The 23,244-nt window shown below is 58.0% G+C and carries 24 protein-coding genes; 2 read left to right on the top strand and 22 right to left on the bottom strand.

What is annotated here, in order from left to right:
- Positions 1-12 precede the first annotated feature (12 nt).
- The 18 genes from AAE514_RS01280 to AAE514_RS01195 all read right to left on the bottom strand — a co-directional run bounded on the left by AAE514_RS01280 (position 13) and on the right by AAE514_RS01195 (position 15,655).
- Positions 13-468 (bottom strand): methylglyoxal synthase, encoded by a 456-nt coding sequence (locus AAE514_RS01280; protein WP_347329669.1) that lies wholly within the window; start codon positions 466-468, stop codon positions 13-15.
- A 29-nt stretch (positions 469-497) separates the two neighbouring features.
- Positions 498-1,517, bottom strand: coding sequence for a quinone-dependent dihydroorotate dehydrogenase (locus AAE514_RS01275; protein WP_347329668.1), 1,020 nt, complete (start codon positions 1,515-1,517; stop codon positions 498-500).
- A 68-nt stretch (positions 1,518-1,585) separates the two neighbouring features.
- Positions 1,586-1,807, bottom strand: a complete 222-nt coding sequence (locus AAE514_RS01270; protein ID WP_347329667.1) for a DUF2835 domain-containing protein — start codon at positions 1,805-1,807, stop codon at positions 1,586-1,588.
- Positions 1,804-2,703: a substrate-binding periplasmic protein gene (locus AAE514_RS01265; protein ID WP_347329666.1), complete on the bottom strand. Its 900-nt coding sequence runs from the start codon at positions 2,701-2,703 to the stop codon at positions 1,804-1,806. Before AAE514_RS01265 ends, AAE514_RS01270 begins: the two co-directional genes overlap by 4 nt.
- Positions 2,704-3,008: 305 nt before the next feature.
- The gene (locus AAE514_RS01260; protein ID WP_347329665.1) at positions 3,009-3,686 is read right to left on the bottom strand and encodes a hypothetical protein; all 678 of its coding nucleotides are present in this window, start codon (positions 3,684-3,686) and stop codon (positions 3,009-3,011) included.
- A gap of 2 nt (positions 3,687-3,688) precedes the next feature.
- Positions 3,689-4,159 carry a hypothetical protein gene (locus AAE514_RS01255; RefSeq protein ID WP_347329664.1) on the bottom strand — a complete coding sequence of 157 codons (471 nt, stop codon included), beginning with the start codon at positions 4,157-4,159 and terminating at the stop codon, positions 3,689-3,691.
- Position 4,160: 1 nt separating this feature from the next.
- Positions 4,161-5,096, bottom strand: a complete 936-nt coding sequence (locus tag AAE514_RS01250; RefSeq protein WP_347329663.1) for a hypothetical protein — start codon at positions 5,094-5,096, stop codon at positions 4,161-4,163.
- Between the two features lie 32 nt (positions 5,097-5,128).
- Positions 5,129-5,662 (bottom strand): phage tail protein, encoded by a 534-nt coding sequence (locus AAE514_RS01245; RefSeq protein WP_347329662.1) that lies wholly within the window; start codon positions 5,660-5,662, stop codon positions 5,129-5,131.
- On the bottom strand, positions 5,643-8,219 hold the full coding sequence (locus tag AAE514_RS01240) for a putative baseplate assembly protein (protein ID WP_347329661.1): 2,577 nt from the start codon (positions 8,217-8,219) through the stop codon (positions 5,643-5,645). The genes AAE514_RS01245 and AAE514_RS01240 overlap by 20 nt, the downstream gene beginning before the upstream one ends.
- Positions 8,216-8,710 carry a GPW/gp25 family protein gene (locus AAE514_RS01235; RefSeq protein ID WP_347329660.1) on the bottom strand — a complete coding sequence of 165 codons (495 nt, stop codon included), beginning with the start codon at positions 8,708-8,710 and terminating at the stop codon, positions 8,216-8,218. Before AAE514_RS01235 ends, AAE514_RS01240 begins: the two co-directional genes overlap by 4 nt.
- Positions 8,707-9,048, bottom strand: coding sequence for a hypothetical protein (locus AAE514_RS01230; protein WP_347329659.1), 342 nt, complete (start codon positions 9,046-9,048; stop codon positions 8,707-8,709). Before AAE514_RS01230 ends, AAE514_RS01235 begins: the two co-directional genes overlap by 4 nt.
- A 1-nt stretch (position 9,049) precedes the next feature.
- Positions 9,050-10,540, bottom strand: a complete 1,491-nt coding sequence (locus AAE514_RS01225; RefSeq protein WP_347329658.1) for a phage baseplate assembly protein V — start codon at positions 10,538-10,540, stop codon at positions 9,050-9,052.
- Entirely contained in the window at positions 10,537-11,271 is a 735-nt protein-coding gene (locus AAE514_RS01220) for a CIS tube protein (RefSeq protein WP_347329657.1), read from the bottom strand. The genes AAE514_RS01225 and AAE514_RS01220 overlap by 4 nt, the downstream gene beginning before the upstream one ends.
- A 1,187-nt stretch (positions 11,272-12,458) precedes the next feature.
- Positions 12,459-12,938, bottom strand: a complete 480-nt coding sequence (locus AAE514_RS01215) for a phage tail protein (protein WP_347329656.1) — start codon at positions 12,936-12,938, stop codon at positions 12,459-12,461.
- A 29-nt stretch (positions 12,939-12,967) separates the two neighbouring features.
- A complete protein-coding gene (locus AAE514_RS01210) occupies positions 12,968-14,200 on the bottom strand; it encodes a phage tail sheath family protein (protein ID WP_347329655.1) in 1,233 nt (410 codons plus the stop codon).
- Between the two features lie 42 nt (positions 14,201-14,242).
- Complete coding sequence (locus tag AAE514_RS01205) at positions 14,243-14,722, bottom strand: hypothetical protein (RefSeq protein ID WP_347329654.1); 480 nt, start codon at positions 14,720-14,722, stop codon at positions 14,243-14,245.
- 9 nt (positions 14,723-14,731) lie between these two features.
- Positions 14,732-15,022 (bottom strand): hypothetical protein, encoded by a 291-nt coding sequence (locus AAE514_RS01200; RefSeq protein ID WP_347329653.1) that lies wholly within the window; start codon positions 15,020-15,022, stop codon positions 14,732-14,734.
- 294 nt (positions 15,023-15,316) lie between these two features.
- The gene (locus tag AAE514_RS01195; RefSeq protein WP_347329652.1) at positions 15,317-15,655 is read right to left on the bottom strand and encodes a tRNA-binding protein; all 339 of its coding nucleotides are present in this window, start codon (positions 15,653-15,655) and stop codon (positions 15,317-15,319) included.
- A 196-nt stretch (positions 15,656-15,851) separates the two neighbouring features.
- Here AAE514_RS01195 and AAE514_RS01190 point away from each other — a divergent pair, with 196 nt between their 5' ends.
- Positions 15,852-16,271: an FAD-binding oxidoreductase gene (locus AAE514_RS01190; protein ID WP_347329651.1), complete on the top strand. Its 420-nt coding sequence runs from the start codon at positions 15,852-15,854 to the stop codon at positions 16,269-16,271.
- Between the two features lie 254 nt (positions 16,272-16,525).
- Entirely contained in the window at positions 16,526-16,981 is a 456-nt protein-coding gene (locus AAE514_RS01185) for a helix-turn-helix domain-containing protein (RefSeq protein WP_347329650.1), read from the top strand.
- A gap of 149 nt (positions 16,982-17,130) precedes the next feature.
- On the opposite strand, the gene AAE514_RS01180 is transcribed toward AAE514_RS01185, so the two are convergent.
- The 4 genes from AAE514_RS01180 to AAE514_RS01165 form a co-directional block, all read right to left on the bottom strand.
- The gene (locus tag AAE514_RS01180) at positions 17,131-19,344 is read right to left on the bottom strand and encodes an Ig-like domain-containing protein (protein ID WP_347329649.1); all 2,214 of its coding nucleotides are present in this window, start codon (positions 19,342-19,344) and stop codon (positions 17,131-17,133) included.
- A 274-nt stretch (positions 19,345-19,618) separates the two neighbouring features.
- Positions 19,619-20,824 (bottom strand): pyridoxal phosphate-dependent aminotransferase, encoded by a 1,206-nt coding sequence (locus tag AAE514_RS01175; protein WP_347329648.1) that lies wholly within the window; start codon positions 20,822-20,824, stop codon positions 19,619-19,621.
- Between the two features lie 13 nt (positions 20,825-20,837).
- Positions 20,838-22,244: an amidase gene (locus AAE514_RS01170; RefSeq protein ID WP_347329646.1), complete on the bottom strand. Its 1,407-nt coding sequence runs from the start codon at positions 22,242-22,244 to the stop codon at positions 20,838-20,840.
- A 33-nt stretch (positions 22,245-22,277) separates the two neighbouring features.
- Complete coding sequence (locus tag AAE514_RS01165) at positions 22,278-23,234, bottom strand: D-2-hydroxyacid dehydrogenase (protein ID WP_347329645.1); 957 nt, start codon at positions 23,232-23,234, stop codon at positions 22,278-22,280.
- Positions 23,235-23,244: the final 10 nt, after the last annotated feature.

The raw sequence follows: 23,244 nt of genomic DNA, 5'->3' as shown, positions 1-23,244 counted from the left end.
GCTAGTGGCCCACTAGGAGCGCATCGCCATATAGGCTTCGTAGTCGGGAATGGAGCGGTCCACTTCGTTATTAAACAGGGGCGAGGCCACCATAAAGTCGGCGGATATCTGGTTACAAGCCACCGGGATGTTCCACACTGCCGCAATACGCAATAGCGCTTTGACATCGGGGTCGTGCGGCAGGGGCTCAAACGGATCCCAAAAGAAAATCAAAAAATCCACTTTGCCTTCGGTAATCAGTGCCCCGACCTGCTGATCGCCCCCCAGCGGACCGCTAATCAGCTTATGGATGGGCAACTCCGTTGCTTTCTCTATCACGGTACCGGTCGTGCCCGTGGCGTAAAGCGTGTGGGTTTTCAACGTATCGCGGTGTTTACTGCACCAGGCCACCAAGTCTTTCTTCTTGTTGTCATGGGCAACCAGGGCGATTTTTTTATTGCCCGCTAACGTAACCGTTTTGTAATCCATAGTGTTCTCATTCTCGGTGTTGAAACTGTTTAACGCCGCTGTGCGATGGCTTCGGTAACCGACTCTATAATGCTCGGCCCCCGATAGATAAAGCCCGTGTACACCTGAACCAATTTCGCCCCGGCGGCCATTTTTTCCACCGCGCTGTCTCCATCGCTGATACCGCCCACCCCAATTATAGGCAGTTCCTCCTTTAAGTGGCTGTGCAGCGCGGCAATAACGTGGGTGCTTTGATCCCGCACCGGCCGTCCACTCAATCCGCCGGCTTCCTCACTATGTTCCAGCTCTTCCACACCCTCTCGGCCAATGGTGGTATTGGTGGCGATAACCCCATCCATGCCCTGGGCCTTCAGTACATTGGCCACTTGCTCGATGGCCACATCGTCCATGTCCGGTGCGATTTTGACCACCAGCGGCACATAGCGCCCGTCGGCCTGATAGCGTTTACTCTGCTCGGCCTTTAGGCGTTCAAGCATGCGGCTCAAGCTGTCTCCAAACTGAAGGTCGCGCAGCCTGGGCGTATTGGGTGAAGAAATATTAAAAGTAATGTACTCGGCGTGGGCATAAACCTTGCGCATGCACTCGAGGTAGTCATCCACGGCGTTTTCCAGCGGTGTCGTGGCATTTTTACCGATGTTGATTCCGAGAATACCGGAATAACGACGGCGCTTTACCTTCTCCACGAGGTGGTCGACCCCCTGGTTGTTAAACCCCATGCGATTGATAATCGCTTCCTGTTCGGGTAGCCGAAAAAGCCGTGGTTTCGGGTTCCCGGGCTGTGGCCGTGGCGTCACCGTACCGATTTCCACAAAACCAAACCCCAGCTCACCCAGCGCATTGAAGTAGTCCCCGTTCTTATCCAGGCCCGCCGCCAATCCCAGGGGGTTGGCGAAGCGCAGGCCCATAACCTCCACGGGACTATAGCGGGCCTTGGGCTTGAAAAACGGCAGCAGGCGCAACCGCTCGGCGGCGCCGAGCCAGTCCAGACTGACATGGTGGGCGGTTTCGGGGTCCAGTTGGAACAGGGCTTTACGGATCAATGAGTACATTCGATAGCTCTTTGCGGAGGAGCGACATGGGGTCCAATTCGGCGCAAAGGATACTGGATTTACCGTTTCTAGTCGATTTTTTCAATCGCCTGAAAACGGTTCTGCCCATCGAAATGGATACGAAAGCGCCCTCGAATCCCCTCACGGGTTACAAAGCGGCGCAGTATCGGGGCTGGGAACTGCACGCTGCGCCCATCCACCGTGGTGGCATGAACATGTTGGGCACTCCCCTCGTACCAGCGCCGATACTCATCGGGTGAAATAGTTAGACTGACGATGACTGCGTTCAAGGCTGATACCAGAGTTCCTCCCGGTCCAAGGGGGTTTGTGGGGTCATATTTGGGTTATCGAGCCGGATGACTCGTCGCTTTTCCAGCTGCGCTCGCTTCACGGCCGAGCCAAAACGAGACATTAACAGCTTTTCAAAAGAACCGTCTTCAATGGCTCGGTTCAACCCGTTCTCAAGCACGGTCGCGAGCTCATGATCCCCTTTTCTAACGAAAAAATAATAAGCGGAAGGATAAACCAATGCAACATGGTCGTCGACGACCAAATCCAACTCCTCGAAGATGTCTTGCTCGCGCCAAATTTCGATCACCGATCTCGGGAAGTAGTCCACACGCCCGGCGTAAAGCATTCTGAACATTCCCTCCCAATGAGGCGTTCTGGCCACATCCAGACCATTGGCCTCCAACACTGCCGTATCCGGCCAGTCGTGCCCCTGCACCGCCCGAAGCGCTTTCAAGGGCTCCAAGGTCGTCATATCCTCAAAGCGGTCTTTGTCCTCCTCCCGCAGCAACAAAAGCCGCCAGCCGATCAGCCCTTGAAAAAGGGGAATTCGAATAGGACGGAGGACGCTTTCCCGCGTGGGGTTGGTATGCATCCAGTGCACGTCGTATATGCCTTTGGCCACCGACATTACACTGCGACTTTCCCGGAAGTTGGACAGGGTCACCGGGTCCAGCCGGTAAGGCCTCCCGGATTTATCCAGCGCGAGTTTAAGCACCCGGGAAAAGTGGTCGTCCCGGGACTGCCCGTACTCCTCTCCCAGTACCGGGTAGCGGACCAGTAACGGTTCCTCTTGTCCCCCCTCCGGGGCCGTCGCGGAGGCAACAGGCACACCGGACCACAGAAAGAGCCACAGGGAGAGACATACCAAACGCAGGCTTATAACCCAATCACTCATAAGCAATGCCAGCGGGATCTGGTTGTTATAAGAATAATACTTAACCTCTATATAGAGACAATAGCGCACCGGGCATCAAAAGCAAATGGTGATTCCCAGTCCCACTGAGAAACGGTGCTTATCGTTCAGGGGTATTCTCTCACATTTGTTATAACCTCGTTGAGTCGTGCTTACTCCTCTCTGTGTCCCGAAAACCAAGCAGAAGGCGGCTCTGCTTGGCTGGGCCTTGTCCCCAGGGCTCGCGGGCGTCGGGTACGATCAATGGGCAATTGCCAGAGCATGCCCCTCCCTACAAAAGTCGATTTTCACCCCAAGGCCTTGACCACGGCTATCAGGCCAAATATCAAGCCGACCAGCGCCCAGATCAGCGCCAGAACAACCACGATCAGAGCGCCGATCAGATCAGTCACGCTCACCAGAAACAGGGGCACAAACCCCTGCAGAAACGATACGATAACGGTTGCCAGAAGACTCGTACCGATAAGCAGCATTAAACCCTTGTTCTCCATGAACCGTTGATGAGCAAACACCAGGCAGCCCACACTTGCCAACTTACAGAGCACGATAAACGATAAAGTGGCGGCGGCGCCGGCTTTGGGAAAGGTGGCAAACCCCATCCCGGTATAGACGATCGGGCCGAAGGGAAGCGCGGTCAGCAACGCAATCATGAGCATAAGCAGGCCAAAGGCCGCCAGGCCGGCGATAATGCCCACGATGAACAGAATCAACGAGACGATAAACGTGGAAATCCCCTGAACTCGACCGGTAACCGACTCGGGAAACAGCAACGGCGCCGCCATGAGCAACGCGGTGTACAGCAGTTGAATATCCAGCAGCGCCAGCATGGGTATGCCCCACCCCGCCGCGCCCCCGGCTTCCCCGATAAATGGCGCCGCCACCGCTGTACCCATTTCCGCGAGCAACACCAGCCCTATCAATACAAGCGAGGCGATGAACAGAGGTTTACGCAGTTCCGCGAACATGGCTACTCCTCAATCCGAACTTGAGCGGCCCCTGATTCAACACTTATCGTCAGACGCCCTCCTTGTGAGTCGACCGTGAACTTCGGGTCCGCGTTTGGATAGTCGTCCTCTGGCCAATTTTGCGGTTTATGCTCGCCGTTATCGGGTTTGTAAGTGATCTGGGGCTGCCCCTGAAGAACTTGAAACTCCAGGGTTCGGGCCCGGCTATCTGTATCCGGCGCCACTCGATAGGTTTTCCCTCTCCCTTCCCTGACCGTTAATCGGGAAGGAAAAGGCTCGCGGCTTCTCTCTTCCCTGAGATCGAACCGGGAAACCGGTGGGCGAGCCGAAAAGTCGCTCAAGGAAAACATCCAGCCCGGCGCCTTATAGCCCTCCGGCAGCCCCGTGTCCTTGCTGCCAAGCAAGGCGAAGATACCCACAGCGCAGAGAACGGCAATCACCACCAGCGTAATTTGCACCGCCTTGGCATTCATGTCACCGGTTCTCCCACAACAAGTACACCACTTGGAACTCTCCGGGGCTGGCGCCCACGCTTGCCCGAGGGGTAAAAGCCACCCAATTGCCCTCGGATGTGCGGGCGGCAAACCAGCGCTGGGGGGCCAGCAGGTTGACGTCCAGCTCTCTCACGGTGTTGCTTCGCAGCGCCGTCTTTACCTCATTCAGATTCGGTGTCCCCCGCACCCTGAGTAATGCCAGACTGCCATTGTTTTTTGGTACCAGCATACGATCCGTGGCGGTTTTGGCCTGGAACCAAAAATCGGCCTGGCTTCTTGGCGCACCTCGCGGCACCTCTCGCCCGAGGTCAAAGTCACCCGACCAGGTTTGGCTGACGACAAAGCTTCCGCGTTCATCGGGTGATCGTTCGACACGAACCGGCTCCTCCGGTTCTGCAGGCTCGGCCGGCTCGTAGACCGACTCATCCTCTTGTTCCGGCACAGGTTCCGTGTCGCGCTCCGGTTTATCGCTCGCCACCAGCCACCAAACAACGCCACCCACAAGCAAAACCAACACCACCGCGGCCACAATAACCGCCCACCAGGGAAAGCCTCCGGAGGCTGGCGCAGGCTTGCTCTCGCTCACTTCAAACGTCACCAGAGGCCCCCGGTCATATTCCTCATCGGTATTATCCACCGAGACCACATCCAGCCGCAGCCCGTAGCGCCCAGGTGGTGTACCGGGAGGCACCTCGACCCCGACCTTAAATGTTTGCGTCTGCCCCGGTTCCATGCTGACCTGGTCCGGGGATTCCACCTTGAGCCACTGTTCCTTGGCATTCTCCATCGGCTCGGCGCTGGCCCGGGCCTCAACTTGGCGCTCGCCGACATAGCGCACGGAAAAGCTGGCCGCTCCCTTACCGTCTTTCAATGTCAGGCTATCGTGTGAGGAACTGATTTCGTAGAAGTTGGGCATTGCTGTTACTCCTGTTTTAATGGGATCCGGCGTTATTCAAAGCGCAGTTCTTCCGGGGTATAGCTAACGTGAGCCGGCTTTTCAAAAGCCACGATGGCGTGAATCAGAGCTTCGTACTCACGGGCGGCCTCCGGGGCGACTAACCGCAGGTGAAAGGGCTTTTCCCGGCCGTCGGCATCGGAGTTTTCTTCAATGCGAAAGCCATTGACACCAGTGGCCACCTCTAGAAACCGCTGCAAGCCCTGGCGGGTGCCGCGCAGCCGGGAAAGCTCCGCCGCACAGGCGCACAGCTCCCGCAACCGGCCCAAGCCGCTGGGCATAACGGTTCGCGCGCCCTCACCACCACCGGTCACCAGGAAACGGTCGAGATCAACCCACCGGGCAAGGTAGGGCACCAGCTCTTCCGGGGCTCGAAGCGGATCAAACAAGTCATCCACCGAACCCAGCAACTCCTCAACCGGCTGTGGCAGCGCCGCGGCTATTTCCAAAACGGCGTCAAGCGGCGTGCCGGGGCCCGGCGCGCGGTATATCGAGGGCAACAGTTGTTCAATCGCTTGGCGTTGCATCGTGTACGGCCTCAATGTGATGTTCATCACTGCAGAACACATACCCTTCCCCGATCGTTACTTGATTCGGGAAATTTTTCGCCGAGACTCCGGCATAGGTATCTCCACCGTCCGTGCTTCGATAAACCCCTTGCGGCCCGGCGGCCAGCACCATGGATGAGGCCTCCACCGCAGGCTTTGGCGCGGTCGCAACCGCGTTGATTCGGTGCAGTAGCCTTTCCTTGTCACGTAGCGGCAGGCCGGCATCAATGCGTGGCACCGTCCACTCCGGGTTCTTTTGGGAACCATCAATATGCACAACCCCCGAGTGATAGGTGGCGGCATAGACTCGCGCCCCGTCGCAGGCCAGCCCCAGGCAGGAGCCGCCCTGCCAGCCGCGCTTCATCGGCGTCCAGCCTTCACCGCCATCCATTCCCCGGCGCAACTCCCAGCGACGGCAACCCTCCCCTTCGTTGCCGCCCGTGGCAGCGGTGCCGGCCCAGAGGAAGGCTCTTGGTCCCAGTCGTTGGGCCTGTAATACGCGCACGTCCAGCCCCTTCAGACCAATGGACTGAAACTCGCTGAGGTGCTCATCCGGGCACAGGTAAACCCCCTTGGTTTCCCGGGCGGCCACCGCCACGTGGACCCCCAGGCCCGGGACATCGCTGACCGTGACGCTGTACAACCCCATATCCTGATCCGATTCATCCACCTTGACCGGAACCGGTCCCGATTCCGGAGGCACTTGGTATAGCCCTTCATCCGTGGCCAACAGCAGTATCGGCTCGCCAGCGCGACGCAGCCAAGCGACGTCGCGCACCCGAAACCCCAGAGCATGATCGGTCCGCCAAGTTTGGCCGCAGTCATCGCTAAACCGCACAACACTCTCGGTGGTCTCTCCCTGCCTTTTCTCTGTGCGGGTGTATACGGCGAGCAATCCCGGTGCGAACGGGCAGCAGTTGACGGCTTGAATAACCTCGTCGGGCAGTACCGCCAGTCGATCCCACCCCATACCGTGGTCCATTGATCGGTACAGTTCATTGCCCGCCGCCGCGTACCACAAATCATCGTGAAAGGGGTCGGAGGCCAAGCTGCGTACATCGGCAGCCGGTGCGTGGTCCACCGCAAACTGAACTTGCTCGGCGTAGAGGACACCGGGCTCGTTAAGGGCCGCGTGGTACACATCCGAGGCGTGCAAGCGGCGACGAAAGGCGTGTTCCCCGAGCGGATTGATCAAGTCATACAGACGATGTCGAACACGGGTCTCCACCGCCCGAGCGTCCTCGGCCGGGTGAATAACCAAGCGCGCACGAACGCGAACCGGCTTGTATCGATACCACCGCACGACGCAGGCCGTGCCCAGCGGGCGCCGCTCATCGAGCGATGCCCGCACCCGCGTCAGCGCCTGTTGGGTTTGTGCCGCTTCCAGCTCCGCCAGTGCGCAGCGCTCACCTTCGCCACACGCCACTTCCGGCACCAGCAGCAGCTGTACGGTACCGGGCTTGGCGTAGCGCCACCGCTCCGCCTGGGCCACGGCGCGGGCGCGGGCCACGCTCCCTTCCCGTAGCGCCACCGACTCGTAATCCCGGGCCGTCACCGCCCGGTTCAGGCTGTGCAATTCTTCCGGCCCCCGAATGAGAGCGTTCTCCAACGACTCCGGTGCCGAACCACCCACCGCCGCTTGGGGGTTGTTCACCCGAACCCCGGGCATCGGGTCTTTGAACAGCGTTAGGGTGTTAGCCGGAACATTGCCTTCCGGTCCGCCACCACACCGATACCAGGCGAGAATTTCACGTCCAGCAGGCGGAGTGGCCGCCAGCGCTTCATTCTGCTCTGTCAGGTCCGCCCGTTCGCCTTCCGAGGTTCTTCTCACCGAAGGTGCGAAAGTAATCACACCGGTCGTTCGGTCCACCACATAGACTGCCTCCTCCCGGCCGGCGCCGGTGAAATGCTCCACCTTTTGCCATATCCGGTACGCCTTGTCCCCGTGGCTGATCACATTGTCCTCGTCCGCTTTGCTCTCGGTTTCCACCGCAACGACCAAGTCCAAATCATCCCCTGTGGGCGCAATCACCGGAGCGTGGCGCAGCTGAAAATGCTGGCCCGGCAGGCCGGTGGACGCGCCTAGAAACTCAGCGTCTATCTGTTCGCATTGCAACGCTACCACCGTGCCCGATGACTGCTCCGGTTCGAGCACAAGAGTTTCCGTGGTAATAAACAGGGGGGGCGAGGCCCCCTGCCCCGGTTGCGCCATGCTGACACGGGTCCCGCGCGGTACCTCAATGCGGCGCTGGTGGCCCTCACTGCGGCGCACGAGCAGCTCCACCCTCGCGGCGCCCGGCGGCGCCAGTTGAACGCCCATAAGGCGCAAAAATTCCACATAAGCTTTTTCCGGAATCCGGTTAACGCGGTACAACATGACCTCGGTCAGAAAGGCATACAACTCCAGCAACGTGGTTCCCGGTTCACCGACCGAGAAATCCGTCCACTCGGGACAACGCTCACGCGCCAGCCGCTTGGCTTCGGCGAGCAGGTCGTGAAAATGCCGGTCATCCAGTCTCGGGACCTGTAAACTCATACTGGCAATTCTCCGCGATTGCTATCGTCATGGAGGTCAATCAAGCGAGCTTCATTCAGCGCGTAGCCCAACGCCAATTGGTCCTTGTGCCCATCGCGACGTACGCGAAACTCCAGAAAAATTTGAAGCATTCCCGGGTCCGGTACTCCGGTCAGATCGGCACCGGCGATCAGATGCGTAATTTGCGCTCGCGGCTCCCACCGCTCAACGGCCTGGCGAATGTAGTGCATGGCCAAGCCAGCCGTACCGGCATCATTGGGGGCGAACACCAGCCTATGCAGCCAGCAGCCGTAGTCCGGCCGCATCACCCGCTCACCGGGTCGCGTCGCCAACAGCAACAGAATTGATTGGCGCACGGCTTCCACGCCCTCAACCGTGGCGATCCCCCCCCGGGGGTTCAACGTCGGCCCTTCCACACCCGTTACCGGTTCCGACCCCAGTGCCGCCACGGGTAAACGAAACGCCCAGCCCCTGTCTTTGCGCTCCTTCATTCACTCACCTCCACCAGTTGCTGTCCGGTGTGACGTACGCGGTATTTCACACTGCCCGGCGGAGTGCCATCGGTCAGACCTTCGAGTGATTCCAGGCAAACCGGTCGGCCATCGATGCGCACCAATGTGGAGTACCCTCTCTGCACCGCCAGCGTGGAGGTGCAGGGTTTAATGGTGGGGCCGTAGTTTGGGCAGCCCGCAATCGGGCGCCCCTCGGGGTCGTTGCGCACCAAAAGCCTGCCTCGTTCGCTCCGCACCCAACTCTGGGTGGCGATGACGGCAACCTTTCCCAACTCGTGTGCGCAGCGCAGATCGGCCTCTTCGGTCAAGACTTTCATGTCACCCCCGACGAAAATCAATTTGATCCCCGGTCAGCCTCATGGACTGTCCGGGCGCCTCCAGAATCAAATCCCCTTCCGCGTGCAACTCGATACCCGAGGGCGTCAGGGATAAATAACTGCCATTGGCATTTTCCAGCCGAATGCTGTTGTCCTTGTCGTGCAAACGCAGGCGTTGCCCTCCCCGGGTCTTGAGAATGTAGGGAAAGTGTTGCTCCCTCCCGGACTTCCCGCTCTCCAGGGGCGGCCCCGCTTCGCCGTACAAGCCGCCGAGCACCAAACCACGGGAAGGATCGTTGTCCGGCAGCGCGACCAGGACCCGGTCGCCCACTTCAGGCAGACTGACAAGCCCTTTTTCCTCGCCCGCGCCCAATTGCAAGACCAGCATCCAGGTTCCCGCCGCATCGCCATAGCTGGGCATCACCACCTGCACCCGGCCCCGCTCTTGCGGATCGTCGACATCCCGCACCTCTCCCGTCACCAGGCCGGGTGCCGGGGGTTCGGGCTCCACCGGCTCAAGGCGGCTGCTGACTTCGGTCAAATACCCCGATTCGGCATCAATGCGGTGTGTCGCCCGGGTCAGTACATAATTCCCGCTCAAGCCTCCGGCGACCCCATTCACCGCCACTGCCGCGCCCGGTTTGTAATCCACATGCCCTTCCACAACGCCCCAAAACACCTCGCGCTCCATGGCATGCCGCTGCCAATGGGCGTTCGCCCGCGCCTCCACTTCCCCCTGGCTCTCAAACAGGGTTCCCAGTACTTCCCGGCGACTGCCCGGCTCCGTCCGCCCTCCCGACTCACTTTGCCCGGATTGCGATTCGCCGGTGTGACAGTTCCACGCCATGACATCCACACCCGACAGCGGGCGCGTGGCATTCTGTTCCAGACGACATTCAAGCAAGTTGTGTCCGAGGGTCAGCGGGAGCGCTCCGTCACCCTCTCGCTCCAGGGAAAACAGTCGTACCCCATCCTCTTCGCAATAAAAGTGCAGGCCGCACCGCGCCCCGTAATGCCGCAGCAGGGCCAGATCATGGGGAAAGCGCTGAATTACCCGGGGCCAGACCGGTCCGCCGCTGGCCGCGCTTGAGACCGACAACTCTCCTCGCTCGACCAGGGTTCGCAACAGGTCCGCCATGGTGACGTCCACCTGGGTTTCCCGCGTCTGTTGTCGCTGTAAAACAATCATCGGATCGTACGCCCTGACATGAATATGCAAGGCGCCGCTTGGCTGGTGCTCATATTCCACGCCCCCCACTTCTCCTAAAAACAGGGGCGCCGGCTGTTCATCAAGCATAACCTTCAGCGTCGAGCCCGGGGGCGGTTGCGCCGACTCCAGAACCTCCGGGTCCGGGGTCGCGCTGTGCCAGGTCACTACGCATTGGCTGGGTGCATTCAGGCACTGGGATACTTTCACGGCTGACAGGCGCAGGGAGTCCGGCAGACTCAATCCATCCACGGTAATGCGCGGCAGTGAGTGCAAGGGCTTCATTCGCTGCCTCCGGGCGAGGAAGTCACGGGTCGAACGGGGACTTCCACCATATGGTTTCCCTCCGCCAGGGGGTCGTCCAGTCCGTTGAGTTCCGCTATCAGGGACCAGAACGCCGGGTGCCCCGCATGGTCCGCCGCGACTTGATCAACGCGCTCTCCCGACGAGCCGGCCACCACCTCCTGCATTTGTGTGGGCGTTTGCGCCAACCTCCGCTGAGCTTTGTCCATGGCAATCGGCGGCTCCGTGGAGGTCGAACTTTCCGCCGGACTCTCGGAGTCCAAACGGTGGATTTTAAGTCTCAACCACGCGCGCGCCGCCCGTCCATCGGCATCAAAGTGCTCCAACCGTTCAGCGACGGAACCGACCAGCCCCCGTAGGTTAAGCACCGTACCCCACAAAACCCTGAGCGTAGGAGGCCGCCCGTAGCGACCACTAGCGCTCTGGTTTTCAGAAAGTTCCCAGATCGGGCGGGTCAGCTCGCGAACATCCGTCATCCGTTCACCCGTTTGCCCCGTCAGGCCGATATCAAACAGCAAATCCAGAGTCAGTTCCGTTCGCCCTCCCCCCTGGTACAACAACGGATCGTCTGTCAGTTCCGAGCCGGCCATGGCCCCGGTAAGTGAGCGACGAGGCGAGACACCGACCTGCCGCTTGATTTCCAGCTGTTCCGGATTCAATAGGCAGCGCAAGTGCTCTCCGGAATGCTCGACCAGAAGCACTACTTTTTCCATTACAGCCCCCTTTGTTCACGCTGCAAGCGTTCATCATCCAATGTTCCCTTTCCCACATGGGAAAGAGAGTGAGTATCCGCCTGCCAGCCTGGCAACGCCGGCCAGGGATCGCGCCCAGCCAAGTCATCCGATGATAATTCCGGCGGTCCGGAGGCGCAGCTCCAAGGTGATATCCAACCCGAACCGTTTTCGCACTCCGCGCTGCGGTGACTTCCCCGAGACTCGTCTGCGCCTCCAGCCGGCGGCGCCTCACGTTTCAGCTTCTGTGTACGCCCCTCTGCATCGCGATTCGAGACACTCGTTTGATCAAAGGTATTCCAGGGTTGCATGGAATGAGGTAGCTTGGAGCGGCGTTGCCCGGAAGCGGAGTCGGCGCATGGCCCCACGTCTCCAACACCTACCTCCCCGAACTCTACTTTATTGTCACGCTCAAGCCTGTGGCGGCGAGAATAATCGGCAAACCCGTCGGGAAGCGCCGTAGGTCCTACGGCAAGCTCTGGACCGATGCTGGCCCCGGTTTCGGGAGACAACCGTGAAGTACAGTCTCCCAGGGTCAGCCCGTCGATGTGTTCTTGAGTGTCTTCTATCGAACGACTCCAAGGCCTGCGACTTGTTTCTTTTTTGCGGGAGGAGATTCGACTTACTGCCTTTGGCTCCGTGGTAGCCTTCCAGGCTTGAGTAAAGCGTACTCTCCGGCCGGTAAAAATGCGCACCACTTCTGAGAATGGCTTTCCGTCTCGGCATTTGGACCATGCCCTTTTAAACACATCCCCTTTTCCACCGCCATCCTGTTCAGTGCCATTCTCTGACGTCTTATAACGTGTTGCCGTGGAGTCGCGGCCGCGACGGTTCACACGCGTTTGGGAACCGGCCCTATCTGTAGCCGCTGACTTCGGTGACTCCCTGCGGGGAAGCGACTCGGAGACCGGATAGCTGTAATCGTTGCGACCGAAATGCCGGGGCCATGTCGGCTGCTCCGGAGGAGGCTCCGCCCATGTGTGCAGAAGATAAGGTGCATGCTTTTCGAGGTTGCGAAACCAAGCATCCCGTCCCGATAATGGCGCCTCATCCGAGCTAACCAGTAGCGCCGCGCAACGGCTCACAATACGCCGTGCCACTCGCACCATGCCCATTAACCAGCGCCATGGGTTTATCATTTTTCTCCCGTTCATGCGCTCAACTCCGCATCAGCCATTGGCACCGGCAGCCACACGTTCGAATTCTTCAAACACCAGAACCAGGGTCTCCACGGCCACCTGATTCCCCAACGCATCCAGCGCCGCGCCACGCCAGCGCCGGGGCCAGCAATTTCGGAGGTTCCAGCGAACCACCTCCGTGGCACCATCATGACCATACATAATGATCGACACATTTCGACGATCCACGGTACCCTTAATGGATTTTTGCATCCAGTCCCAAAGCTGTCCTGACTTTGTCATCCCGTAGCGCAGGGTAACGTCCGCGTATTTCACTTGACCAGGTAAGCTATGGACCAACTGTTTGGCGCCCCCCTCCCGATACTTGATCGGCTCGACATCCACTTCAATGGGGCTACATTCAACAAAGCGCCCCTCGGTCACGCCGTTTACATCAATGGCAAAGTGAATCGCTGTATAAGGATCGGTCCACTGACCGGCCGCCCCTTGCGCATTCTGCTCTTCCGGCATAGTTCAGCCCCCGAATGGTTGATAAATAATTACGCCGACTCTTCCGTTTCAGAGCCGCCCACACCCTGTCCGATCTGGAAAATGACAAACTCGGCCGGCTTGACCGGCGCAATGCCTATGCGAGTTACCACCCGCCCTTCATCGATCACTTCCTGAGGGTTGGTTTCCTCGTCGCACTGCACGAAGAAAGCCTCTTCGGGCGAAGCACCAAGCAGGGCTCCCTGACGCCACAGTAGCGTAAGAAATGCCGAGACGTCGCGTACCAACGCCTTCCAGAGAAACTGATCATTAGGCTGAAAAACCGCCCAGCGGGTGCTGTTGGCGACGGATTCCTTAACCATGTTGAACAAGCGCCGAACATTGATGTAACGCCACTCACTGGCAGCAGGCGCCAGGGTTCGAGCACCCCAAACGCGAATGCCCTCGCGTGGAAAGAAGCGAATACAGTTAACCCCCTGTGGATTCAGCTCAGCCTGTTCCTGACGAGTAATTCGGTAACTGACATCAAGCGCACCCCGAATACCTTCGTTGGCCGGCGCCTTGTGGACCCCTCGGCTGGCGTCAACACGTGCACAGATGCCCGCCAGATGCCCGGAGGGGGGCACCATGAGGCGGAGGCCGGGATCCATCGGATCCCGGGTCAGGATCCAGGGGAAATAGACCGCTCCATAGCCCCCATCCGAGTTTCGAGGCCGGTAGCCGTCCTTCGAATGACTGGATGCGCCGCTCGCGCTCTCTTCCTCTTTGTCCTTATCATCGGCTTTTCCCTTGGCTCGCGCCGTCGCCACTTTGGTCAGGCCATTGATGCTTTCCACGGTTTCCGGCGCGTCAAGAATCGCGAAGCGGTCTTCCATTCGCTCACAGTGGCTGAGCAACGCATCATACGCCGACGCCGTGGTAAAGCCCGGCGCGGCAACGATGGCGACTTCATCAATTGTTTCCAATGCACCCAGCCCCTTCCGGTTGCCCGTCAATTGCGTCTTATCACCACAATTGACCACATAGCACCGGCTGCCGCCGTTATCGAAAAAGCCGTGGACTGCCTGCGCCAAATGCGTACTGACTTTCTGGGCATCGCTGTCGCCACTGAACTCACGTAAAAACTGGGACCAGCTGTTAATCGCCCTCGGTTCGTGCAAATGGGCGGAAGCGTCGGGCGCGACGCCCACAAAGCCCGCGGTGCTGGTGCCCACCGCTTGAATCGGCCGAGCCCCCGAAGGCACTTCCTCTACATATACACCCGGTGTTAAATAGGTCGTCATAGTCCTTCCTCCGGCTTGCTTGACGGGAAATGTGGCTGAGCATTATTCGCTGGGAGAGCGACTCGTTACATTCAACTTGATGTCGTGCTCCTGAACCAACGGAGCGTTATCGGCGGTTTGAGTCTCCGAGACGCATACTTCAAACTGAAAAGCCGGCATCGGCTTAGCGCCATGTGCTTGCCACCAAGCCGGCGGCACTGGATCGGTCAGGATCTGCATTGCCGGCTCCCCGTCGACGCAGGTCATTAAGTGCATCAGCAGCTTCTCCGCCCGCTCGGGTTCCGGTGCACTAACAGCGGCCACATAACGCAACTGGGCGACCGGCCGGTTTTCCTGCTCCTGCCTGACTCTTTGGTGCACTTTTCTCTCCGGGTGTGGAACGCCCGAGAAAAAAACCAGCGCTACTCTCACACCATCATGCTCCGAGGGGATCGACCGAATAACCGCCAGACTGGAGTCGCTCTCTCGCGTCAGGTTTCTCCCCCACTGCTGAAAGGCTTCCTGAATCGCTGACCACTCCATGCAGCACCTTCAGGCAAAAATGATGATCAGAACTGCGATCAGCATCACACCCATAATCAACAGAGTTCCGAGATCAGACAGGCCTTCGAACTTGGCCTTGGCTTTGAACCAGCCAATAGAGGGCATAGCCTGGGCCCCGTCTATGACAGCAATGGTGGCGCCAATCGCGGCAGCGATTCCGAAGAGTACAAACTTCCACCCCGCGACGTCCGGGACCAAATTCATGGCACCGATAATAATGGTGGCTAAACAGATAAGGTATCCGACAACAATCCCCAAGATATGAAGTGTTTTGGACATATCCATGCTCCTCTACTTTCAAAAATTGTTTTAGCTTTAATCTTGGGTATAGCAGTGAGCAGAGGGCTCTGCCATCTGGAGAGTAGAATGAATCGGTATATCAGAATCTCTGTAAATTAACGAACACCATTAGAAAAAAAAGTTAGGGGCAAAAAGAACAACCACGCGCCAGTACGGTAAATAATATGCCACCATTCAACATTTGGCGCCGTTTTTTAATTTCCTATTTTGTGACGCAGAGCTTTTTTTGAAAGGCGTTAACCGCTATCAGTACTACAATAACTCCGAAAAGGACTAAGCCAGTTTTGTCCCTATTGGTACCCGTTTGTCCGGCACACACAACGCTACCTCGCCATCTTCATTGTGAAAGCCGGTGACCAGGCATTCTGACATGATCGGGCCGATCTGCTTCTCGGGAAAATTCACCACCGCCACCACCTGGCGGCCAATCAGCTCCTCCAGGGTATAGAGGGCGGTAATCTGCGCACTGGATCGTTTGATTCCGATCTCTTCGCCAAAATCCACTATCAAGATGTACGCAGGCTTATGAGCCTCCTTGAACTTCTCCGCGGTAATGATGCGCCCTACCCTCAGCTCCACCTTGCTAAAGTCATTCCAACCGATCGTTTCCATTGTGGCTCCCTCAATATCCATCTAAAGTTGTAGTTACATGATAAAATTCGAAACCCGGACAAGGCTGGCTCCCCGTCTCCATCGACACTAAACCTGTCGGGACTCGCGTACAGGAGGCTCCCGAGCGCTTTGACGATCTTCGCCATCCGCCCACCGAGACATGAGAATAATTCCCAGAGAGGCGCTACGCTACCACATGCCACGACTCCATAGCCAAGTATTGTCATTTGTCGCCTTCCTCTTGACCCTATCACTGCCCAGCGCCTCGGAGGCGAACGACGGGCCCGTTCCCTTTACCAGCGACGGTTGTAGCGCCTTTCCGAACGGTACTCTAGCCCAGCAGACACTCTGGTTGGAATGCTGTACCGCCCACGACCTCGCCTACTGGCAGGGTGGCACCTACCGGGAGCGGCTTGCCGCGGATCGGGAACTATTGCAATGCGTTCGCCGCGCGGGAGAGCCCGGAGTCGCCATGATGATGCTGGTTGGGGTTCGCATTGGCGGGACCCCTTACCTTCCAACCCGCTTCCGTTGGGGCTATGGCTGGCCCTACCCGAGAGGCTACCGAGCGCTGAGCGAGAAGGAGAAAAATCAGCTCGACAATCGCAAACCCTGAACGCTTCCACGCTTCTCGCAATGACTTCCAGCGACCAAACTGAGTAAAACTTATACAAAATGGGCGGCATGTTCTAGTCGCCTAATAATTGGCGCATACTCCCCCGCAGTATGCCGTTGGTTTCTACGAAGAGCCGAAATAGGGGCGCAGGAAATCAAACGAGCCGTAGTGTCGGGTAAATGTCGGGCCGTTTTCGTTCCTGACAGACGCTAATTTAGCCGATAATCCTGATTCAGGAGGACAGGAGACACCCCATGATTCTAAAACAGCTGCGTTTAAGCCAACATCTATCTCAGGAACAACTGGCTCAAATGTCTGGGCTCAACGTAAGAACCATTCAGAGGATAGAAAGCGGCCAGCCCGCTAGCGTAGAGTCTAAAAAGTGTCTCGCTGCCGCTCTTGATGTTGATATAGAAACGTTGAATCAGGAGACATTTATGATTGATAAAAACTCAGACAACTGGGAAAAACTATCGCCCATTGTGAAGCTATGGTTTATGTTTAACTTTCTGCAATTGCGCCCCAGGCGCACAACAGCAAACCGGGTTGAAGTAAGCGCACAGATCTTCGGCTTTGTGTTTTGCTGTTTAGGCTTTCTAAGCGAACCTGCGTTGGCGGGAGGGATTATGCTGCTTGCCACGGCCCACCTCTTCCACTTGCTCAAGTGGCAGGGAGATAAATATGGCTTATGGTACGACCCAGCCTCGTAAAGGGTGCCCTAACAGCGCAGCCAACCGGTGGAAGAGGCGCCGGTTGGTTGGGTACTCGCGATATGAGGCGCCGCGTTGAAAGAGGGACTCGCCCCGAGCTGGCGGGCCAACCATCTTGGCCGCACCAGCCTTTAAGAACCCGATAGCCGTTAGCGGCCAAACCCGGCGCGGATGTAGTCGTTGATCGAATAGGCGGTGTAGCGCTCATCCCAGGTTTGGAGTGGCCGGGTAAGGACCACCTGCATAAACGCATCGAAGTTCCTGACACCACCTAGCGAGGCGTTGTAGTCGGCAAGGGTGCGGTCTGGATCGGGGTAGGTATGCGAGTCGGGCGCCTCGCCTTCGTCGTCGTTCCAGCGCCAGGCAATGTTGTTGGAGGCCGTTACGCGGGGGTCCTCCGCCTTCTTTATGGCTTCGACCACCAGGCCGGTATTGTCATCGTAAAGCCGAAGCCACTCTGTATCCTCCTCAGCCAGGCGCGAAACTATATTTCCGTGAACCTGCCAATCCGCATCCTGCTCCACCAACGCACCACGCAGGTCGACATCCAGCCCCCATACCGCGCGGGTGCAGCTATTATTAAAGCTGCAGGCATCAATCCCCTTTACCATGGAGTGACCCTCCGAGATCACATTGTTTATCGCATGAGCTCGGGCACCCGGAACCATTTTCGGCTCTGAATAACCCAGCAAGAGCCCGATGGCATTGCGGGCAAAAAAATTGTCTTCCGCCAAACCGCCGGAACGCAACTGCGCCCCATGACTGGCGCCTCTTGTGAGGATATTGCCTTTGAGCAAAATCGTGTCACCGTCCTGGCCGGCTTGGGTATAAACGTTGTGACTGTACATATTGGCGCCCGCGCCGGGAACTTCCGGGTGCCAGCCGCCGTGATCGAAAGTGTTTTCAATGAGTCGAAGGCCGTCAATGGAGGCGTAGATGTTGGAGGGCCGCTTACTCTGAGTATAAGAGGTTTTGTTCCAGTAATAGCCTGTCCAAATATTGCGACGGAAGGTGATATCCCGGGGGGTGCTCCCATCATGAGAGTGGGACACAACCTCAATATGCCTGAACACATTGTCCTCAAACAAAATATTCTGGTGGTCACCAACCATCACGATATTGGCGGACCCGGAGCCGGTATATTCCGAATGGTTGATATCCAGAGAGTAATTGGCAAACTCAAGGCCGATAATGTGAATGTAATTAATGCCTCCTTTCCCGATGTTGGACGCACTGGCCACTTCCAGCTTTGGCCGAGGCCCGCTATCGCCATAAAAAGCGACCATCGCGGGCTCCTCGACACTCCGCCCGGAGGGAAAGTTACTCAGACCTTGGTCCCGCCATACATCGCCACGCTTGAGATAGAGGTGATCCGGGTAGCCCTCACGCATTTTCTCGCGCCCGGCGGTAATGGTGTGACACGGCGTTTGTGGGGTTAAGCAATCATTCTCGTCACTGCCTGTCGAGGCGCTAACGTAGATCAGCTTCGAGTCATCGCTAGGAATAATGGGCGTAAAACCTCCGGTAGAAGCCGCCTCAACAGTAACGGACACTCGCCCCGTTGCGGAAGATTGGCCGTCGCTGACGATATAGGTGAAGGTATCCACGCCAGCGGTTCCGGCCTCGGGTGTGTAAGAAAAACTACCATCCTGCCTGAGCGTCACCTGGCCGTTGGACGGTGCTTCGCTCACACTTACCGTAAGGGCGCTAGCCTCCTCGAACTCGTCGTTGCTTAGCAACCCTTGATTCGCGGAAACGTCCAGAACGCTCTCCCCTACAAGGCTGTAACTATCATCGACGGCCTGCAGTTCGACTTCCATCCCCTCGTTAACAACGCTAAAGGTGAGGGTTACGGGCTCCCCCATGGCCCCAGCGCTATCCCGGTCGCTCCAAGGGGTGACCGTTAGTGTGTAGTGGCCAAGCGCGAGATCACCGGCTGCTGGATTGAGCCCTTCAGTGGCCTTAGCCACGGTATAGGGACTGGTGTTGGAAATCCGGTGTTTGGCCGATGGCCCCTCGAGCATGAACTCTACGCTTCCGGTTGTAGCGGAGTCTGTGGTAGTGGCTTGTATGTTGACTAACGTATCGGCGTAACTGGCGAGATTAACGGAGTTATCTTCCATTAGGTCTATAGCAGGCTGAAGGTCACCGTTTTCACCAATGGAAAAGTAAACATTCGCCACGGCCGGCGCTGAAGACTCAGGGGATCTATCAGTTCCATCATCAGAACCCGGACCGGCCGCGTCACTGGCGCCCGCCGTATCTTCGGGAGTCGGCTGGCCGCCTTCATTCTCGGTGCTTCCCCCGCATGCGGCCATACCGAGGATACAAGTGAGTAACGCAACTCTAATTAATTGATCCATCAAACCCTCCAAAGTCTCTTTCAAGGGCCGCCCTCTTTTTGAACCACTAGAGAACAGCGTTGAAGGCCACCGTTCGCGGCCCACCTCGATCATTCAGAGAGTAAGATTACCTGAAAGGAAATTTAGGTGCCCTTATTTGGCGGGACTTTTTCCCGGTGTTGTGAAACAAGCCACACTTATAGTCCGACGTGCCTTAAGGGCCAGTCAGGGAGCAAAGTCTACCCCCTTTGGGGGAGCCACGGGGCCTGCCTGAGCCCCCGTGGCTGGGCGAAGGCTAATCGAAGTCTTGTTGCTCCATCCAGGGGATGATGCGTTCGAAGGACTTTTCAATATTCTCCATTGATGTGGAGTAACTCAGGCGCAGGGAGTTGCTGCAACTACTACCAAAGGTTTCTCCGGGAATGGTGCACACGCCGGTTTCCTTGAGCAGGCGCAGAGCCACGTTGGTGCCGTTGGCGCCTTCGGGGAGCGAAGGGAAAAGATAAAAGGCCCCTTCCGGCTTGTAGCCGGTAAGATGAGGGGTCTGATCCACGAGCTCCACCAGCCGGTCCCGACGCTTGGTGTATTCATCCAGCATGTACTGAATAAAGTCATTACTGCCGTGGAGCGCTTCCACCCCGGCCCATTGACAGGGAGTGTTAGCCACGGTGGTGGTGAACATGTGGTACCGACGCAGCTTTTTGATGGCCCCCTGACTCCCGATCAGCCAGCCTATGCGCATGCCCGCCATGCTGTAGGTTTTGGAGAAGCTGCTCACCACCATGACGTGGTCCAGGTCACTGCAGCACGATAGCACCGAGGGGTAAGTTTTGCCGTCGTAGACCAGGTGATCGTACACCTCATCACTAATCACTTGAATCCCGCGATAGGCCGCCTCTTCCACAATTTTTTCCAGAGTTTCCCGCGGGTAAACGGTACCGGTGGGGTTGCTCGGCGAGTTCAGAATAATGCCATAGGTGTGCGGCTCAATCGCATCTATTACCTCTTCCGGGTCAATCTGGTGATTGTTTTCCGCTCGAGTGGGAATTTCCGTTACTTCCCCACCGTTCATCCGAATCAGGGGCGAATACAACATAAACGCCGGGTCTGGAATGATGAAGTGACGTCCGGGAGCGGAAACGGCGGTAATGGCCAAGTACAGCGCCTCAGTGGCGCCGGTGGTGATCATGATGTTTTCCGGGTTCAACGTTCGGTTGTAGCGCTCGCCGTAATAGATCGCGAGAGACTCCAGCAACTCCGGCAGGCCCGCATCCATGGTGTAGCCGGTCTGTCCACGCTGCATGGCCTCCACCGCCGCGTTCACTACGTTTTTCGGCGTAGGCAGGTCGGGCTGGCCGATGGATAAATGAATTACGTCATCCAGCTGCGAGGCCAGGTTCACCATCTTCCGGATACCCGGAATGGGAATGGTCATCAGCGCTGGGTTCCAGATCGGGTCCTCGGACTCGTAGAACTCGAAGTCCATGTTGCTCAGTGGCATGACTGCCCTCCCCTTACGACATCAGTGATGGACGATGATCAGTCAGATCATTGGCCTGTTGGTAGGCATGCCCGGTCTGCAGTACCAGTGCATCGTTGAAGCGGGCACCGACCAGTTGTAAACCAATGGGCAGGCCCGTGCTATCGAATCCACAGGGTACCGTCAGCGCCGGCTGCCCCGTCATATTGAACGGATAGGTGAACGGCGTCCAGGTCGGCCAACGAGTATGGGGCCAGTCTTCCGGTACTTCCCGCCCGGTTTTAAAAGCGGTAATAGGCAGTGTGGGCGTGAGTAGCAAATCGTACTTCTGATGGAAGTGAGCCATCCGTTCGCGCAAGGCGGTGCACTCATTCACGGCCCCCATATAATCCAGCATGGTCAAGCGACTGGCTTTATCCGCCACGCCCACCAATTGAGGGTCCATTTTTTCACGTTTTCTACTGCCCAAATGCCGCATGGCATTGGCCACGCCGCCGTAAAATAAATGCCCAAAGGCCGGCAGAGGATCGCTAAAGCCCGGATCCACGCGCACGACCTCTGCACCCAGCTCCCGGAAGACTTCGACGGAGTTTGCCACCGCTTTTTCCACTTCGGGGTCCACGTCGATATAGCCCAGATTGGGGCTGTACGCAATCTTGAGCCCATGAATGCCACGCCCCAGGTTAGCGGTGTAGTCAATGTGTCGGCGCGGGATGGCGTAGGTATCCCGATGATCGAATTCGGCAATCACATTCATCATCAACGCGCAATCTTCGACGGTCCAGGTCATGGGGCCGGAGTGAGCCAAGGTACCAAAGGGGCTGGCCGGCCAGTGTGGCACTTCGCCGAATGAGGGCTTCAACCCCACCACGCCGCAGAAAGACGAAGGAATCCGAATCGACCCCCCCGCATCGGTGCCCAGGGCAAGCGGGCACATGCCCAATGCCACGGCCACGCCGCTGCCGCCACTGGCACCGCCGGCGGTTTTGTCCGGGTTCCAGGGGTTGTTGGTGACGCCGTCGGTGGGGTTATCGGTCACGGCCTTCCAGCCCAACTCCGGCGTGGTGGTTTTGCCAATGGGGACGTAGCCATGACGAGCCAACGCCGCCGTGGCAGGCGCGGACTTGTGGAGAGTGGAATCCGGGTCTACCGTTTTTGAGCCCTTGCGCGTGGGCCACATCGGTGTCAGGAACACGTCTTTGACCCCCACCGGCACACCATCCAGCAGCCCCTGGGTTTGATTCTGCGCGTAGCGCTGTTCAGACTCTCTCGCCAGAGTCAGTGTTGTCTCCCGATCGACCAGGCAGAAGCCGTTGGTCTTGCCGTCGACCCGTTCAATCTGGTCCAGCATAGCGCCGGCCACATCCACTGGCGACAGGCTTCTGTCCCGGTAGCCTTCGAGTAGTTGAACAGCGGTCATACGCAAAATGTCTTGGGTCATCGACGGTACTCCTCACATTGACTATCAAACCGCTTAGCGGTCTGCACGCGGTTTATTCACTAGGTTCTTCAGGTCATCTCCGGCTTGCCAGCGAAGAAAGTTATCGGTGAATTGCTCCCCCAGCGCTCGTCGCCATCCGATGAAGTCCCCCGCCATATGGGCGGACATCATAACGTTAGGTTGGTCCCACAAGGGGTGCTGCTCTGGCAAAGGCTCTTCTTCAAAAACATCCAAAGCCGCCCCGGCGAGCTCGCCGGTCTTGAGTGCCTCCAGTAGGGCTTCTGTCTTAACAATGGGACCACGCCCGACGTTGATCAAGTGCGCGGAGGGTTTCATGGTTTTGAAGGCAGTCTCATCAAAGACCCCTTCGGTGTCGGGCGTCAGTGGCGCGGTAATCACCACATAGTCCGCGTGGGGGAGCCGCTCCAGCATGTCGGCCTGGGCGTACACCTTGCGAAAACCTTCAACGTCCCGCTCGCTACGCGCGGTGCCCTCTACTTCCAGACCGGCAGCGCTGAGCAATTGCCCAACTGTGGTGCCGATGGAGCCAGCCCCGACGATCAAGACGCGCTGCTTCTCTATCAAGCGGGTCTCTCGGTGTTGCCAGCGGTGTTGACGCTGGTAATGCAAGTTTCCCATGGTGTCTTTGGCAAACAGCAAAATGGCGCCCAACACGTATTCCGCAATGCCGCGATTGAAAGTCCCGCGGGCATTGGTGATAGGAATATCGGACTGGGCCAACGCCGGAAACATAAGCGCATCCACCCCGGCGCTGGTGGCGTGAACCCAGCGGATGCTGGGCTGATCCGGCCATACCCGCTCGATCATGCCGGACCGGAAATCAGTGACCACCAGAACGTCCGCCCGCGTAAGGCCTTCTTTCAACGCCTGTTCGTCACGCACGTGAGTCACGGTGACTTCTTTGGGCACCTCGTCCAGGCCCGGCAGGTCCGGTTCGTCTTCCGCGGTGAGTACCAATATTTCTGTCATAAACGTTTTC

This window comes from Marinimicrobium locisalis (genome assembly GCF_039822625.1).
Taxonomy (GTDB): Bacteria; Pseudomonadota; Gammaproteobacteria; order Pseudomonadales; family Cellvibrionaceae; genus Marinimicrobium; species Marinimicrobium locisalis.
The sequence above is the reverse complement of the archived record's forward strand: the minus strand, read 5'-3'. Positions and strand labels throughout refer to the sequence as shown.

Excerpts from the sequence above, each read along its gene's own strand:
- AAE514_RS01280 (WP_347329669.1), bottom strand. The coding sequence starts at position 468 with ATGGATTACAAAACGGTTACGTTAGCGGGCAATAAAAAAATCGCCCTG.
- AAE514_RS01275 (WP_347329668.1), bottom strand. The coding sequence starts at position 1,517 with ATGTACTCATTGATCCGTAAAGCCCTGTTCCAACTGGACCCCGAAACC.
- AAE514_RS01265 (WP_347329666.1), bottom strand. The coding sequence starts at position 2,703 with ATGAGTGATTGGGTTATAAGCCTGCGTTTGGTATGTCTCTCCCTGTGG.
- AAE514_RS01260 (WP_347329665.1), bottom strand. The coding sequence starts at position 3,686 with ATGTTCGCGGAACTGCGTAAACCTCTGTTCATCGCCTCGCTTGTATTG.
- AAE514_RS01255 (WP_347329664.1), bottom strand. The coding sequence starts at position 4,159 with ATGAATGCCAAGGCGGTGCAAATTACGCTGGTGGTGATTGCCGTTCTC.
- AAE514_RS01250 (WP_347329663.1), bottom strand. The coding sequence starts at position 5,096 with ATGCCCAACTTCTACGAAATCAGTTCCTCACACGATAGCCTGACATTG.
- AAE514_RS01245 (WP_347329662.1), bottom strand. The coding sequence starts at position 5,662 with ATGCAACGCCAAGCGATTGAACAACTGTTGCCCTCGATATACCGCGCG.
- AAE514_RS01240 (WP_347329661.1), bottom strand. The coding sequence starts at position 8,219 with ATGAGTTTACAGGTCCCGAGACTGGATGACCGGCATTTTCACGACCTG.
- AAE514_RS01235 (WP_347329660.1), bottom strand. The coding sequence starts at position 8,710 with ATGAAGGAGCGCAAAGACAGGGGCTGGGCGTTTCGTTTACCCGTGGCG.
- AAE514_RS01230 (WP_347329659.1), bottom strand. The coding sequence starts at position 9,048 with ATGAAAGTCTTGACCGAAGAGGCCGATCTGCGCTGCGCACACGAGTTG.
- AAE514_RS01225 (WP_347329658.1), bottom strand. The coding sequence starts at position 10,540 with ATGAAGCCCTTGCACTCACTGCCGCGCATTACCGTGGATGGATTGAGT.
- AAE514_RS01220 (WP_347329657.1), bottom strand. The coding sequence starts at position 11,271 with ATGGAAAAAGTAGTGCTTCTGGTCGAGCATTCCGGAGAGCACTTGCGC.
- AAE514_RS01215 (WP_347329656.1), bottom strand. The coding sequence starts at position 12,938 with ATGCCGGAAGAGCAGAATGCGCAAGGGGCGGCCGGTCAGTGGACCGAT.
- AAE514_RS01210 (WP_347329655.1), bottom strand. The coding sequence starts at position 14,200 with ATGACGACCTATTTAACACCGGGTGTATATGTAGAGGAAGTGCCTTCG.
- AAE514_RS01205 (WP_347329654.1), bottom strand. The coding sequence starts at position 14,722 with ATGGAGTGGTCAGCGATTCAGGAAGCCTTTCAGCAGTGGGGGAGAAAC.
- AAE514_RS01200 (WP_347329653.1), bottom strand. The coding sequence starts at position 15,022 with ATGTCCAAAACACTTCATATCTTGGGGATTGTTGTCGGATACCTTATC.
- AAE514_RS01195 (WP_347329652.1), bottom strand. The coding sequence starts at position 15,655 with ATGGAAACGATCGGTTGGAATGACTTTAGCAAGGTGGAGCTGAGGGTA.
- AAE514_RS01190 (WP_347329651.1), top strand. The coding sequence starts at position 15,852 with ATGCCACGACTCCATAGCCAAGTATTGTCATTTGTCGCCTTCCTCTTG.
- AAE514_RS01185 (WP_347329650.1), top strand. The coding sequence starts at position 16,526 with ATGATTCTAAAACAGCTGCGTTTAAGCCAACATCTATCTCAGGAACAA.
- AAE514_RS01180 (WP_347329649.1), bottom strand. The coding sequence starts at position 19,344 with ATGGATCAATTAATTAGAGTTGCGTTACTCACTTGTATCCTCGGTATG.
- AAE514_RS01175 (WP_347329648.1), bottom strand. The coding sequence starts at position 20,824 with ATGCCACTGAGCAACATGGACTTCGAGTTCTACGAGTCCGAGGACCCG.
- AAE514_RS01170 (WP_347329646.1), bottom strand. The coding sequence starts at position 22,244 with ATGACCCAAGACATTTTGCGTATGACCGCTGTTCAACTACTCGAAGGC.
- AAE514_RS01165 (WP_347329645.1), bottom strand. The coding sequence starts at position 23,234 with ATGACAGAAATATTGGTACTCACCGCGGAAGACGAACCGGACCTGCCG.